Annotated in this window: 10 protein-coding genes; 7 read left to right on the top strand and 3 right to left on the bottom strand. The window is 66.7% G+C overall.

Annotation, left to right across the window (positions count from 1 at the left end; all coding sequences use genetic code 11):
- Positions 1 to 110: 110 nt before the first annotated feature.
- A complete protein-coding gene (locus CV023_RS04345) occupies positions 111 to 1607 on the top strand; it encodes a YibE/F family protein (RefSeq protein WP_230744221.1) in 1497 nt (498 codons plus the stop codon).
- A gap of 356 nt (positions 1608 to 1963) precedes the next feature.
- Here CV023_RS04345 and CV023_RS04340 read toward each other — a convergent pair whose 3' ends face one another.
- Both CV023_RS04340 and CV023_RS04335 read right to left on the bottom strand, forming a co-directional pair.
- Positions 1964 to 3355 (bottom strand): aspartate aminotransferase family protein, encoded by a 1392-nt coding sequence (locus CV023_RS04340; protein WP_230744220.1) that lies wholly within the window; start codon positions 3353 to 3355, stop codon positions 1964 to 1966.
- Complete coding sequence (locus CV023_RS04335; RefSeq protein ID WP_230744219.1) at positions 3352 to 3837, bottom strand: Lrp/AsnC family transcriptional regulator; 486 nt, start codon at positions 3835 to 3837, stop codon at positions 3352 to 3354. The genes CV023_RS04340 and CV023_RS04335 overlap by 4 nt, the downstream gene beginning before the upstream one ends.
- Positions 3838 to 4030: 193 nt before the next feature.
- Between CV023_RS04335 and CV023_RS04330 the strand changes: the two genes are divergently transcribed.
- On the top strand, positions 4031 to 5359 hold the full coding sequence (locus CV023_RS04330) for a M24 family metallopeptidase (RefSeq protein WP_230744218.1): 1329 nt from the start codon (positions 4031 to 4033) through the stop codon (positions 5357 to 5359).
- Here CV023_RS04330 and CV023_RS04325 read toward each other — a convergent pair.
- Positions 5356 to 6744 (bottom strand): L-lactate permease, encoded by a 1389-nt coding sequence (locus tag CV023_RS04325; RefSeq protein ID WP_230744217.1) that lies wholly within the window; start codon positions 6742 to 6744, stop codon positions 5356 to 5358. The two genes, CV023_RS04330 and CV023_RS04325, sit on opposite strands and share 4 nt — an antisense overlap.
- Before the next feature lie 61 nt (positions 6745 to 6805).
- On the opposite strand from CV023_RS04325, the gene CV023_RS04320 reads away from it, so the two are divergent.
- The 5 genes from CV023_RS04320 (at position 6806) to dnaG (ending at position 14118) form a co-directional block, all read left to right on the top strand.
- Complete coding sequence (locus CV023_RS04320; RefSeq protein ID WP_230744216.1) at positions 6806 to 7354, top strand: helix-turn-helix domain-containing protein; 549 nt, start codon at positions 6806 to 6808, stop codon at positions 7352 to 7354.
- Positions 7355 to 7630: 276 nt separating this feature from the next.
- Positions 7631 to 9349: an ATP-binding cassette domain-containing protein gene (locus tag CV023_RS04315; protein ID WP_230744215.1), complete on the top strand. Its 1719-nt coding sequence runs from the start codon at positions 7631 to 7633 to the stop codon at positions 9347 to 9349.
- Positions 9350 to 9367: 18 nt separating this feature from the next.
- Positions 9368 to 10558, top strand: coding sequence for a tRNA dihydrouridine synthase DusB (dusB, locus tag CV023_RS04310; protein WP_230744214.1), 1191 nt, complete (start codon positions 9368 to 9370; stop codon positions 10556 to 10558).
- 2 nt (positions 10559 to 10560) lie between these two features.
- On the top strand, positions 10561 to 11868 hold the full coding sequence (locus tag CV023_RS04305; RefSeq protein ID WP_230744213.1) for a deoxyguanosinetriphosphate triphosphohydrolase: 1308 nt from the start codon (positions 10561 to 10563) through the stop codon (positions 11866 to 11868).
- A 3-nt stretch (positions 11869 to 11871) separates the two neighbouring features.
- Positions 11872 to 14118 (top strand): DNA primase, encoded by a 2247-nt coding sequence (gene dnaG / locus CV023_RS04300; protein WP_230744212.1) that lies wholly within the window; start codon positions 11872 to 11874, stop codon positions 14116 to 14118.
- The last annotated feature ends 98 nt before the right edge of the window (positions 14119 to 14216 follow it).

Raw genomic sequence — 14216 nt, 5'->3', positions numbered from 1 at the left:
GCTACCCGACGGCGGCCCAGCCACCTGGCGCCAGGTGGCTGGGCCGCCCTCGGGTAGCACCAACATCGGTCGACGTCTCAGCTCGATCAGCCACTGATTGAAGGTCCGCCATGCATATGACGCTCCACCGCGAACCTCGGGCCTCTGCTCGGGTTCGTCTGATCATGATCGTGTGCCTGGTCCCTCTGGTCCTGACCACGATCGTCGGGCTGTTCCTGCTGTGGCCGGACGGGCCGGACAAGGACCTGCCCGGCGGGGGACCGACGACGAACTCGGCCGAGGGCGTCTCCGACACCGAGGCGAGAGTCACCGCGGTGGACGCCTCGGACTGCGGTCCCGGTGAGACGGATCCGATGCTCCAGGCCGACTGCATGACCTTCCAGGCCGAAGCCGACGGCCACGAGGGAAGCCTGTACGTGACTCCCGATGCGATCAAGTCCGGGATCGGCGTCGGCGACGTGGTCAAGGTCCTCGACTTCACCGAGTCTCCGGACCGCGCCGAGACCGGTACGGACTTCGTCTTCATCGACTATGACCGCGATGTGCCGATCCTCGCCCTGGCGATCATCTACGGGGTCGTCGTCCTCGTCGTCGCCGGTTTCCGGGGCTTGAGAGCGCTGGTCGGCCTCGGCTTCGCCGGAGTCGTGCTGCTGGTGTTCATGCTTCCCGCGATCCTCGACGGCAAACCCCCGGTGCTCGTGGCCATGATCTCGGCGAGCGCGATCATGCTCATCGCCCTCTATCTCGCGCACGGCATCTCGACGCGGACGACGACGGCTCTGTTCGGCACGGTGCTCGGCATCATCCTCACCGGCGTCCTCGGGGCCTGGATGACCTCGTGGGCGAGCCTGGGCATCGCCTACACCGAGGACGGGTTCCTGCTCGCGGACACCACGGATCTGTCTATGACCGATCTCATCGTCTGCGCGATCCTCGTGACCGGCCTCGGCGTGCTCAACGATGTGACGATCACCCAGGCCTCGGCGGTGTGGGAGCTGGCGACAGTGGCCCCGAACCTCAAGCCCGGGCAGCTCTTCGCCCGCGCGATGCGGATCGGCCGCGACCATATCGCCTCGACCGTGTACACGATCACCTTCGCCTATGTCGGATCGGCGCTGACGACGCTCATCATCGTCTCCGCCTACGATCAGTCGTTCTTCGAGACGCTGACGCTGGGGGAGATGTCGATCGAGGTCGTGAGCATCCTCGTGTGCTCGATCGGCCTGGTCGTCGCGATCCCGCTGACCACCGGCCTCGGCGTGCTCGTGGTGCGCTCGGGCCTGCGCCCGCCGCGTGAACCTCTGCCCGAGGACGAACTCGCGGCCGTCGGCGTCGGCGGCGCCGTGATGGCCGCGACGGCTGTCGACGCCGAGGCGGTTCCGCCGGCCAGGGAGCACGCGGGCTCGGAGTCGTTCCGAGCGCCATCAACGTCAGACTCGGCAGCACGGGCCAGCACCAGCACCGAGGCGGTCCCGCCAACTGCGGAGCGGGTGGGCCGGCAATCGCCACCAGCGCCATCAACGTCATCCTCGGCGCGATCGTCGTCGGAGGAGCCGCCGCTGACCAGACGGGAGCTGCGCCGGCGCGAGCGCGATTCGGATCGCTGAGCACGGCTACGCACCACCCCGCCACGCGTCATACTTGCGGCCGTGCCGATGCACGGTGCTCACGCAGCCGCGCGCTGGTACGTAGTCGCGTGCTCCAGCTTGCCAGAAGTCCCAGTGACGTGAACTAGTCCATGACAGTGGGTCTTCAGGCAAGCTGCTAGGCGCAGATGCGCTGCCAGGCGCGGAGAAGCTGCCCGCAAGGACGCACACGACTGCTAAGCGCGGACGCGAAACGGCCCCGACTCCTCGGAGAGGAATCGGGGCCGTCGAAGACGCACTCGGCAGCGCAACGTGAGTCCGTACCCGTACCGTGAGACCGGAGCGGAATCAGCGCTGCCGAGCCGAGCAGCGCCGGATCAGAACATCGTCCAGGCCTCGGTGAGGACGCTGCGGATGATCTGCTCCATCTCGTCGAACTCGGCCTGACCCACGGTCAGCGGGGGCGAGAGCTGGATGACCGGGTCTCCGCGGTCGTCGGCGCGGCAGTACAGGCCGTTCTCGTACATCTTCGCCGAGACGAAGTTCTTGAGGATCCGCTCCGACTCCTCCTCGGTGAAGGACTCCTTTGTGTCGCGATCCTTGACGAGCTCGATGCCGTAGAAGAATCCCTCACCGCGGACGTCGCCGACGATCGGCAGATCCTTGAGCTTCTCGAGCGTGAACTTGAACGCCGCAGCATTCTCATGCACGTGATCGTTGAGCTTCTCGGACTCGAACACGTCGAAGTTCGCCATCGCTGCGGCACAGGCGACGGGGTGCCCGCCGAAGGTGTAGCCGTGGTAGAAGGTCTCTTCGCCGCCGGGGCCGAAGGGCTCGAACAGACGATCCGAGGCGACCATCGCACCCAACGGGGCATAACCGGAGGTGATGCCCTTGGCCGAGGTGATGATGTCGGGGACGTAGCCGAAGTCGTTGCAGGCGTACATGTCGCCGATGCGACCATAGGCGCAGATCGTCTCGTCCGAGACCAGGAGCACGTCGTACTCGTCGCAGATCTCGCGGACGCGGTCGAAGTATCCCGGAGGCGGCGGGAAGCAGCCACCGGAGTTCTGCACCGGCTCGAGGAAAACGGCGGCAACCGAATCGGCACCCTCGAATTCGATGGCTTCGCCGATGCGATCGGCGGCCCAGCGGCCGAAGGCCTTCTCATCGTGGGCGTAGGGCTCGGGCGAACGGTAGAAGTTCGTGTTCGGGACCTTCATGGCACCGGGCACCAGCGGAGCGAACTGCTCGCGCAGACCGGGCAGGGACGTCACGGACAGTGCCCCGTGCGGAGTGCCGTGGTAGGCGGTCGCACGCGAGATGATCTTGTGCTTGCCCGGCTTGCCGGTGAGCTTGAAGTAGTTCTTCGCCAGCTTCATCGCCGACTCCACGGAGTCGCCGCCGCCGGAGGTGAGGAAGACGCGGTTGAGATCGCCCGGCGCGAAGCTGGCCAGGCGTTCGGAGACCTCGATGGCCTGCGGGTGGGCGAAGGACCACAGCGGCATGAACGGCAGCTTCAGGGTCTGGTCGTACATCGCCTTGGCGATCTCCTCACGACCGTGACCCACCTGGACCGTGAACAGTCCGGCAAGGCCGTCGAGGTACTTCTTGCCCTTGTCGTCGAAGATGTGGTGGCCTTCGCCGCGAACGATGACCGGCGCCTCTCCACCATTGAACAGTGACTGGTGCGGAGCCATATGCATCCACACGTTGTTGCGGATGGCATCCTGATAAGGAGTGCCAGCCCTCGTGACATTGTCTGTCATCGTGTCCCCCAATTGTATTTCTGCTTTTCCAGTGAGAGGTACATGAAGAGCTCCGTGTCCACGACGGCGTCGATGGAGCGGAGTTCCTCGTTGACGAATTCGATCAGGTGTCGATCCGATTCGCATACGATCTCGACGAGGATGTCGAACGACCCAGCGGTGACGACGAGATAGTCGATCTCGTCGTAGCCGTGGAGCCTGTCGGCGACCTTCGAGATATCGCCGCGCACCTTCAGGCCGACCATGGCCTGTCGGGCGAAGCCCAAGCTCAGCGGATCGGTGACGGCGACGATCTCCATCACACCGGAATCGATGAGCCTGGAGACCCGCTGTCGCACGGCGGCTTCGGAGAGCCCGACGGACTTGCCGATGGCGGAGTATGACCTGCGTCCGTCATGCTGGAGTTCGACGATGATCGCCTTGGATTTCTCGTCGAGGTTGCCCAGTCGGGAACTGCCTCCGTTCGGCGCCGATTGCGCCATCTTTCACCTCCGTGATTTGGGTCTCAACCCAATCTAACATGGAATTCGTCGGAATGCGCACCTCGTCATGCGGATTCAGTCGAATCGTAAAATGTTTGATTCCGGATTCGTCAGAATTTCGCGATCTCACACTCGACAACACGCGTAGCCGCAGTGATTGACACGATGTGATCGCGATCACCACACTGAAGGTATGAATGAGGGTGAGCTGTTCTACGCGCCAGAAGACAATCGGCCCGATGTCCACGGCATGCGCCCCGGAGCCGAACAGGGCACGGCGGGACAGGAAGTCAGAGCGCGCGTCCAGCCCACCCCGGGCGAGGTCGACACGATCGGCGCCGCCGACCTCGCGTTCTCCCCGGAGGAGTACCTGGGGCGAATCGCCTCGGTGCGCAATCGCATGGTCGACCAGGGGCTCTCGGCCCTGATCGTCACCGACCCCGCCAACATCTACTATTTGACCGGCTACAACGCCTGGTCGTTCTACACCCCGCAACTCCTCTTCGTGCCCGCCTCGGGACCGATGACGCTGTTCACCCGCGATATGGACGCCCGCGGTGCCACCCACACCTCCTGGCTGCCGCCCGAGGACATCGTCGGCTACCCCGAACGCTACGTGCACCGCCCTCATATCCATCCCTTCGACTGGGTCGCCTTCGCGCTGCGCCAACGCTGGGAGGTCGCCCGGGCGTCGACATCACCGGTGGGAGTCGAGATGGACTCCCACTTCTTCTCCCCGCGCGCCTTCCGGGCGCTCGTCAACGGCGTTCCGGAGTGGCGGCTGGTCGACTCCTTCGAACTCGTCAACTGGATCCGAGCCATCAAATCACCCGCCGAGGTGGCCCTCATGCGCAAGGCCGCGACCGTGACCACGGCGGCCATGGATGCGGCCCTGGGTGCGGTCGGCGTCGGTGTCGGGCAGAACGAGGTCGCCTCGGCGATCTCTGCCGCGCAGGCCAAGGGCGGGGGAGGCGTGACCGGCGACTACCCGGCGATCGTGCCGCTGATGCCCACCGGTGAGAGTGCTGACACCCCGCATCTGAGCTGGACGGAGCGGAAGTTCCTCGCCGACGAGGCGGTGAGCATCGAGCTCGCCGGCGTCCACCGCCGCTACCACGTTCCGCTGGCCAGGACCGCGGTCACCGGCACCCCGAAGCAGGAGCTGATCCGGTTGGAGGGTGTGGTCGCCGAGGCGCTGGCCGCGGTGCTCGAGGTCGCCGCACCCGAGGTGCCGACGGCCGAGCTGGCCCGTACCTGGAATCGCGTGCTCGCCCTGTCGGGTCTCGAGAAGCCCAGCCGCCTCGGCTATTCGATCGGCATCGGCTACCCGCCCGACTGGGGCGAGCGGACGATCTCGATCCGGACGGAGGACGACCAGTACCTCGAGGCCGGCATGGCCTTCCACCTCATCTGCGGCATGTGGATGAACGGCTACGGCTACGAGCTCTCCGAGTCGATCCTCATCACCGACACCGGCTGCGACACCTTCACCGGCTTCCCGCGCGAGATCATCCGCGTCTAGACCGCGAACTGGATCCACAGGCCGAGGGCGAGGGCGTTGAGTGCGGACACGGTCAGTGCCCGACCCTGCACCCAGGTGACGTCATTCGCCGAGGTGGGGGCCGAGGAATCGGCCATCTGCACGGCCATCGCCACGCGTGGGGGCGCGGCCAGAGCGGCCAGCGAACCGGCCGCATTGCCCGCGGCGATGACCGGCATCGAGGACACATGGGACGAGGTGGCGACGGCGTCGAGGGTGCCCGTGAACATCGAGTTCGCCCCGGTGTTCGATCCTGTGAGCACGGCCCCGGCTGCCGTCAGCCACGGAGTCAGCAGCACGAGGCCCGCGGGCAGCAGCGAGCCGATCGCCTCGCTCATGCCCGAGGTCGTCATCAGCCAGCCCATGAACATGAACGCCGCCGTCCCTGCGCCGATGGGCAGCCAGGAGCGGGAGGCCGAGGTGGCCACGCTGCGCCGTGCGGGGACGCGGAAGGCCGCGATCACACACGCCATCGCCAGCCAGAACGGGGGAGAGGCGAGGATCTGCGTGAGCAGGTTGGGCACGGCGGAGTGCAGCGCGCGGGCCAGGAGCAGGCCGATCGTCAGGGTTGCGTAGGGCAGGACGGCGAGTCCGAGGCTGCGGGTCAGACTCGATCGGCGGGCGCGGAGGATGAAGAGGGTGCCGAGTGCGACGATGACGATGAGCGAGCCGATGATCCCGGCCGGAGCCATGCCGACGACGTAGCTCGCACCCAGGATGCCGACCCACATCAGGCCGGCGGACGCGATGACACCGAGCGCAGAGACCAGACCGGGGCGCATGATGAGCAGCACCGAGATGGTGACGATGACGACGGGGATCGCATTGAGCCAGGCGGTGGCCAGTCCCAGCTCATCGACGTCCAGGTTCGCCAGCGCCGCCGCGACCGTGGTACCCGGACCGAGGGCTCCCCAGGGCACGGCGATCAGCCCAAGGAGGCCGAGGATCGCCGACTGGCGCAGCGAGCAGCCGAGATGACGCAGCACCGGGACGCCGATCGTGACCCCGATGCCGAAGCCGGTGACGGATTCGGCGAAGGGCACGATGCCGAAGACCACGAGAGCCACGCCGAAGGAGCGGCTGGGAGCCAGCGATTCAACCCAGGTTGAGATCTCCGTCATCGATCCGGCCGCCTCGAGGAGCCGGGCCAGGGTCATGCCGAAGAGGAGGATCAGTGCGACCTCGAGGATGAGCGGGAAGTAGTCAGCACCGGCCTCCACCAGCGCCGAGGCGGGGGTGGGGTAGAAGACTGCGAGCACGATTCCGGCAGCGACGGCTCCGGCGAGGGCCGCGATCCACGAACTCTGCTTGAGCAGCAGCAGGACGATGGCCAGGAGGATGGGAATGAGAGCCGACATCGCCGCCATGATCGTCAATCTCCTTTGGTGGAAGTAGATCTACTATCCAAGAATATACTATGATGTGACGATGGCGAAGACAGAGGATCTCGGGGCGCGGGTGTTCGGTGCGCGGATCAGGGCCCGCCGCAAGTACAACGACCTCACTCTCAACGAACTCGCGATCCGGGCCGGCCTCTCACGGGCGGCCCTGTCCAAGATCGAACGCGGTGAACAGGACACCTCGGTGTCCAACGCGATGGGACTCTCGCGTGCCCTCGGCGTCGACGTGGGGGAGCTGCTGGCCGCCCCCGAGGTGGTCATCACCCGCAGCGACGCGATCACCTCGAACACCTCCTACGGTACGGGCACCTGGCGACGTGACCTCCCGGCGCCGCAGGAGAACATGGAGGTCGTCCACTACAAGCTCGACCCGCACAGCGAGACCGCGTCGTTCGCCGCCCACCGCAGCGGCTCCCGCGAGACCTTCTTCGTCCTGGCCGGCAGCATCGAGATCGTCACCATCGACCGCCGCACCACTCTGCATGCTGGGGACTGCGCGCAGGCACCGGGCGATGTGCCCCACCAGCTGTCGAACCCCGGCGATCGGCCCGCCGAGCTCATGCTCGTCATCGTCTGAGGCCACGTGTCATCGTCAGAGACCGTGCGTCGTGGTCTGAGGCCACGCGCCATCGTCAGAGACCGTGCGTCGACGAACCCGACGAGGCGGGCCTCTTGTGTGGGCGACCGGGCCTGTACTTGCCTGCGGCCTTGACGTGCCTTGTCAGCCTCGGGCATCCTTGAGCTGACCCATTCCCGGCGAAGGACCTCCTCGACGTGAAGTAACTTCTCATTTCCGTGAACTGCGGGTGCTGCGGACCCGCGACGCAACTCTGCGCACGAAATGAGGACACTCATGCCTTCTGCCATCTCCATCTCCGGACTCGGATACCGCCTCGGCGACGATACCGAGGTCCTTGGCGGTCTCACCGCCACCATTCCCACCGGCCTCGTCGGTCTCGTCGGCGACAACGGGGCGGGAAAGTCCACTCTCGCCAGGCTGATCGTCGGAGAACTCCGGGCGACGACCGGGACCATCAGCGGCGCGAGCGGTGCCGTCTACATCGATCAGCTCCTCCCACACGCGAAGGACACCGTCGCCGAAGCGCTCGGCATAGCCTCCGTGAGAACTGCCCTGGCGACAGCACTGGCCGGGACCGCCGAGACCCGCGAGTTCGAGATCATCGGCGATGACTGGGACATCGAGGAACGTGCACTGAGCGCCCTGGCAGATGTCGATCTCGCGCTCACGGCCGCCGAACTCGACCGGCGACTCTCGACGTTCTCGGGCGGTCAGGCCATGCGCGTGGGACTCGCCCGGGCCGCTATGGCCGAAACGAACTGGCTGATCCTCGATGAGCCCAGCAACAACCTCGACGGTTCCGGGCGCGCCATGCTCGTGAGCCTGCTGCGGTCCCGCAGAGGTCCCACGTTGGTCATCTCCCATGATCGGGATCTGCTCGAATCGGTCGACTCGATCGTCGAGATGACGGATCGGCTGCGCGTCTACGGCGGCAACTTCGACGATTACGTGTCGATGGTCGCCGCCGAGGAGGAGGCGAAGCGACAAGACGTCGTCGATGCGAAGAAGTCACTGGCCATCGAGAAACGACAGCGGATCGAACTCGAGACGAAGCTCGCCCGCGCCGACCGCAAGGCCGCGAAGGACAAGGAGAACAAGCGCCGACCGAAGATCGCGATGAACGGACTGACGAACTTCGCGGAGAAGTCAGCGGCGAAGCGACGCGGTGACAAGGCCGCCGACGAGGCGAAGGCGAGCTCCGAGTTCGATGCCGCCAAGGACGCGCTCCGGCGCGACGCCCAGATCCGCCTGGACCTGCCCGAGACGGTCGTGCATTCGGCCAAACGTGTCCTCGAGATCACCTCGGCGGTGCTCGAACGTCCGCGACTACTCGTCGGACCCGAACGGGTGCGGCTGACCGGTCCCAACGGTGCCGGCAAGTCGACGCTGCTCGCCGCGCTCCTCGACCGGCGGGAGACCGGCGCGCCGGTCCGGGAGCTCTTCGGGGACCTGGAGATCCGCACGCAGGTGCCCGTCGCCCACCTCGACCAGCAGTACCGGCTGCCCGGGGACCTGAGCGTCATGGATGCGGTCCGTGCGGGCAATCCGGGACTCGATCCGCATCGGGTCCACGAGGTGATGGCGGCGATGGGCCTGCGCGCCGGCCGGACCTCGCAGCTGTGCTCGACGCTCTCGGGCGGAGAGCGGTTCCGTGTGGCGTTGGCCGGGAGTCTGCTTCAGGACCCTGCCCCGCAGCTGCTCGTCCTCGACGAGCCCGGCAACAACCTCGACCTGTCCTCGCTCACCGCGCTGGTCACCGCGCTCGAGGGATTCGGCGGGGCGATGATCGTCGTCACCCACGACGATCGCCTCGCCGAGGATCTGGGCCTGGAAGTCGAATGGGACGTGCGGGAATTTCTGCGCGTCGAGGCGGTTGATGATGACGGAGGAGACGATGCGGGAGTGCGGAGACGCCGGTACGACGATGGGCGAGGAGGCGGCGATGGAGGCCTTGACGATCATGCCGAGAGGGGCGCAGATGTCGGATTTTGACGGCTTTGGGATAATGTCATGGTGAGTGTCATCAGTGCCAACCCAGAAACCGTGTCCCCGACCGCCGCAGCGCCCCTGCGCATCGGTCCCATCGAGCTGTCCTCGCCGGTCGTGCTCGCTCCGATGGCGGGGATCACGAACACCGCCTTCCGCAGGCTCTGCCGCGAGTACGGTGCCGGTCTCTACGTGACCGAGATGGTGACATCCCGGGCGCTCGTCGAGCGGAGCCCCAAGAGCATGCGCATCATCGCCCACGAACCCTACGAGACCCCACGCTCGGTCCAGCTCTACGGCGTCGACCCGGTGACCATCGGCCAAGCGGTGCGGATGCTCGTCGAGGAGGATCGGGCCGATCACATCGACCTCAACTTCGGCTGCCCCGTGCCCAAGGTCACCCGCAAGGGCGGCGGCTCGGCGCTGCCCTGGAAGCAGGACCTGTTCACCGCCATCGTCACCACCGCCGTGAACGAGGCCTCCCGCGGCGGGATCCCGGTGACGGTGAAGATGCGCAAAGGCATCGACGCCGACCACCACACCTATCTCGACGCCGGCGAGACGGCCCGCAACGCGGGTGTGGCCGCGGTGGCCCTGCACGGGCGCACGACCGCTGACCTCTACTCCGGAAAAGCCGACTGGGACGCGATCGCCCGGCTCAAGGACCACCTCGGCGACACCGTTCCGGTGCTGGGCAACGGCGACATCTTCGCCGCGGAGGACGCGCTGGAGATGATGAGCCGCACCGGCTGCGACGGTGTCGTCATCGGCCGCGGCTGCCAGGGTCGCCCCTGGCTCTTCGGTGACCTCGCCAATGCACTCAGCGGCAGCGGAGAACGCTACCGTCCCGGCCTCGCCGAGGTGGCCCAGGCGGTCTACAAGCACGGTCAGTACCTCGTCGACTACTACGGCGACGAATTCTACGGCGTGCGCGACCTGCGCAAACACATCGCCTGGTACTTCAAGGGCTACCCCGTCGGGGGAGATCTGCGCAGCCAGCTGGCGATGGTCTCCTCCCTCGAGGAGCTCGCCGGTCTGCTCGATCAGCTCGACACGACCGCGGAGTACCCGGGAGAGGCCGCCGAGGGTTCGCGGGGTCGCACGACCCGTCCGAAGCGTCCGCATCTGCCCGAGGGGTGGCTCGATTCGCGCGTCTTCGACGCCAGCGGGAAGTCGCTGCTGTCCGAGGCCGAACTCGACATCTCGGGAGGATGACCATGTCCTTCGACGTTCACCCGCAGGCCTCGGTGCGCACGGGTGCCGTGGCCGTCTATTCGGCTCGGGACGAGGAACGGTGGGTGAGCGAGCCGGCGAAGAATCCGCGCCGATCAGCCTTCCAACGTGACCGTGCCCGGGTGCTGCACTCGGCCGGCCTGCGCCGCCTCGGCGCGAAGACCCAGGTGGTGTCCCCGGGAACGGACGATTTCGTCCGCACCCGGCTCACGCATTCCCTCGAGGTCGCCCAGGTCGGCCGCGAGCTCGCCCGTTACCTCGGCTGCGATCCCGATATCGTCGACACCGCCTGCCTCAGCCACGACCTCGGACACCCGCCCTTCGGCCATCACGGGGAGACCATCCTCGATGCCCTGTGCGCCGACATCGGCGGCTTCGAAGGCAACGCCCAGACCCTGCGTCTGGTGACCAGGATCGAACCGAAGGTCATCGCCGCCGACGGGCGCCCCGCCGGTCTCAACCTCACCCGGGCCAGCCTCGACGCGTTGACGAAGTACCCCTGGTCGCGCAGCGAAGCCTCGACCGGACGACGCGATTCGGGAGTCCGGAAATTCGGTGTCTACGACGACGACACGGCGGTGTTCGACTTCTACCGGGCGGGCATCGCCAACGGCAGGAAGTGCCTCGAGGCGCAGGTCATGGACCTCGCCGACGACATCTCCTATTCGGTCCACGACGTCGAGGACGCCGTCGTCGCCGGCCACCTGCACCTGAGTGAGTTCACCGCGGATGCCCGTCGGGCCGAGCTCTTCGACATCACCCGCATGTGGTACCTGCCCGAGACGAGCGATGCGGAGATGGACAAAGCGCTCTCCCGCCTGCAGGCGGCCGCCTATTGGCCGGCGGAGACCTTCGACGGCTCCCGTCGGGTGCAGGCGAGCCTCAAGCACATGACCAGTCAGCTCATCGGCCGGTTCATCGGTGCCGCCGAGGCGGCCACTCGTGAGGAGTACGGCTGGGAGCCGCTGGCGAGGTACTCGGCGTCCCTCGTCGTGCCCGAGCAGACCGGAATCGAGATCGCGGTGCTCAAAGGCATGGCGACGCTGACCGTGATGGTCGCCGAGGACCGACTGCGCCTCCATGACATCCAGTCCGCCGTGATCACCGAGCTCTCGCAGTGGTACGCGGAGAAGCCTGGCCGCATGGACCCGATGTTCGCCGCCGACCATGCCGAAGCCGCCGATGACGCCGCCAGGCTGCGGGTCATCGTCGATCAGATCGCCTCTCTGACCGACCATTCCGCGTGGGCGCTCTACCATCGGCTCAAGGCCGGCGAGGGAGATCGACTCTAGACCATGGCCGGACTGATCAAGCGCGAGGACATCGACGAACTCCGCTCGCGCACCCGCATCGACGAGGTCATCGGCGATTTCGTCACGCTCAAGACCGCCGGAATCGGTTCCCTCAAGGGGCTGTGCCCCTTCCACGACGAGAAGACGCCCTCGTTCACCGTCCGACCCCAGGTGGGAATGTACCACTGCTTCGGGTGCGGGGAGTCCGGCGACGTCTTCACCTTCCTGCAGAAGGTCGAACAGCTCAGCTTCGTCGAGGCGGTCGAGACCCTGGCCGGCAAGATCGGCATGCACCTGCGCTACGAAGACGGCAAAGGCCCGGACCGGGAACAGGCGAGCAGAAGGCAGCGGCTGCTCGAGATGCACGAGGTGGCCGAACGCTTCTTCGCCGAATCCCTCGAATCCGAGGCCGGCACGATCGGCCGGGACTTCCTCTCCGGACGCGGATTCCCACCGGCCTCGAGCAGGCAGTTCGGCCTCGGCTTCGCACCGAAGTCCTGGGACGCCCTGACAAGTCACCTCGGCCGTGCCGGATTCAGCGAGGAGGAGATCCTCGCCGGTGGGCTGGCCAGCCAGGGCAGCCGGGGGAGCTACGACCGCTTCCGCGGCCGAGTCGTGTGGCCGATCAAGGACATGACCTCGCGGACCATCGGCTTCGGCGCGCGTCGCCTCTTCGATGACGACCAGGGCCCGAAGTACCTGAATACGCCGGAGACCGCGCTCTATCACAAGAACCAGGTCCTCTACGGACTCGATCTGGCGAAGAAGGAGATCGCGAAGACGAAGCGCGTGGTCATCGTCGAGGGCTACACCGATGTCATGGCCGCGCACCTGGCAGGCGTCGGCCAGGCCGTGGCGACGTGCGGCACTGCCTTCGGGGCCGAGCATGTCAAGATCGTGCGTCGCCTCCTCGGTGATGATCCCACCGGGCAGGTGATCTTCACCTTCGACGGCGACGAGGCGGGGCAGAAGGCCGCGCTCAAGGCCTTCGAATTCGACAGCGAATTCACCGCCCAGACCTTCGTGGCCGTCGAACCCGATGGGCTCGACCCCTGCGATCTGCGGATGGAGAAGGGCGATGCGGCGCTGCGTGAGCTCGTCGACAACTGCAAACCGCTGTTCGAGTTCGTCATCACCACGGCGATCTCCCGTTTCGACCTCGATACCGTCGAGGGCCGGATCGCCGCGGTGAAGACCACCGCCGAGACGCTGACCGACATCCGCGACCGCAACAGCCTGCCCCATTACTACCGCTTCGTCGCGGGCCGCATCGGCGTCGACATCGCCGAGGTGGAGGCTGCTGTGAAGACCGCGCGCAAGCAGCCGAAGCGCAGCCAGGGCGGGCCCGCCCGTGAACCCGGGCCGGCACATTCCGCCGAACCGCCGGGGCGCGCAGCGCAGGGTCCGCAGCCCGGCCAGGCCCCGCCGAGCCAAGCTCCTCCCGGCCAGGCTCCTGCCCGGCAGACTCCGGACGGGCGAACTCCTGACGGGCAGACTCCTAGCCACCAGGCTCCCGACCGACCGGGGCCGCGAGGGCCGCAGGGAACGCCACCGGGACAGGACTCTTTCGGACGCGCTCCGCAGGGCGGGCAACAGGGACGGCCATCCGCCGGGCACGGAACAACCGGAGACCCTGCAGGGGACCGCGGCCGAGGCCTCGGTCGGTCACAGCAGGTGGGCGCACCTGGCTCCCCGGCCGGGGAAGGAGTGGGATCCGGCGAGGATCGCTCGCTCGAGTACGTCTATGAGGAGCGCCCCGACGTCTCCAACCTCTCGGCACCCATCAGCCCTGCCCGGCTGAAGACCGAGAAGGGTGTGCTCATGGTGGCACTCCAACACCCGGAACTCGTCAACGCGAAGCTCTTCGACTCGCTGTCGGCGAAGGCCTTCGAACACCCCGGGTATCGGCGGATCCAGGAGACGCTCAAACGCGCGGGTGGCCTGAAGACCGCCGGAACGGGCACAACCAGGTGGGCAGAGAGGGTCCTCGAGGTCAGCGACGACGATCTCAAGCCCTACGTCACCCAGCTGCTCGTCACTCCACTGCCGCTGGCCGAGGACACCGGCGCCGATCGCTTCGCCCGCGGGATCGTCGCCAGACTCTTCGACTATGACCTCGAACGCATCGCTAAGGAGCTCCATTCCCGACTGCAGCGGCAGGACACCACCGACACCGAGGCGCAGTCGACTCTGCTCGGTCAGCTGCAGACCCTCGAACAGCATCGAGCGAGGCTGAAGATGCTCATGTGAGCGGCCGGCTCGGAATCATCCGAGTCGGCCGTCACACCTCGGGGGCACTCTCCGAGTGAAATTATGCACAATTGCAAATTTGCAGTTGGTGAAAACTT

Source organism: Brevibacterium sp. CCUG 69071, assembly GCF_021023135.1.
In the GTDB taxonomy this organism is placed as follows: Bacteria; Actinomycetota; Actinomycetes; order Actinomycetales; family Brevibacteriaceae; genus Brevibacterium.
Note: the sequence above shows the minus strand (reverse complement) of the source record. Positions and strands in the feature narration are given on the sequence as shown.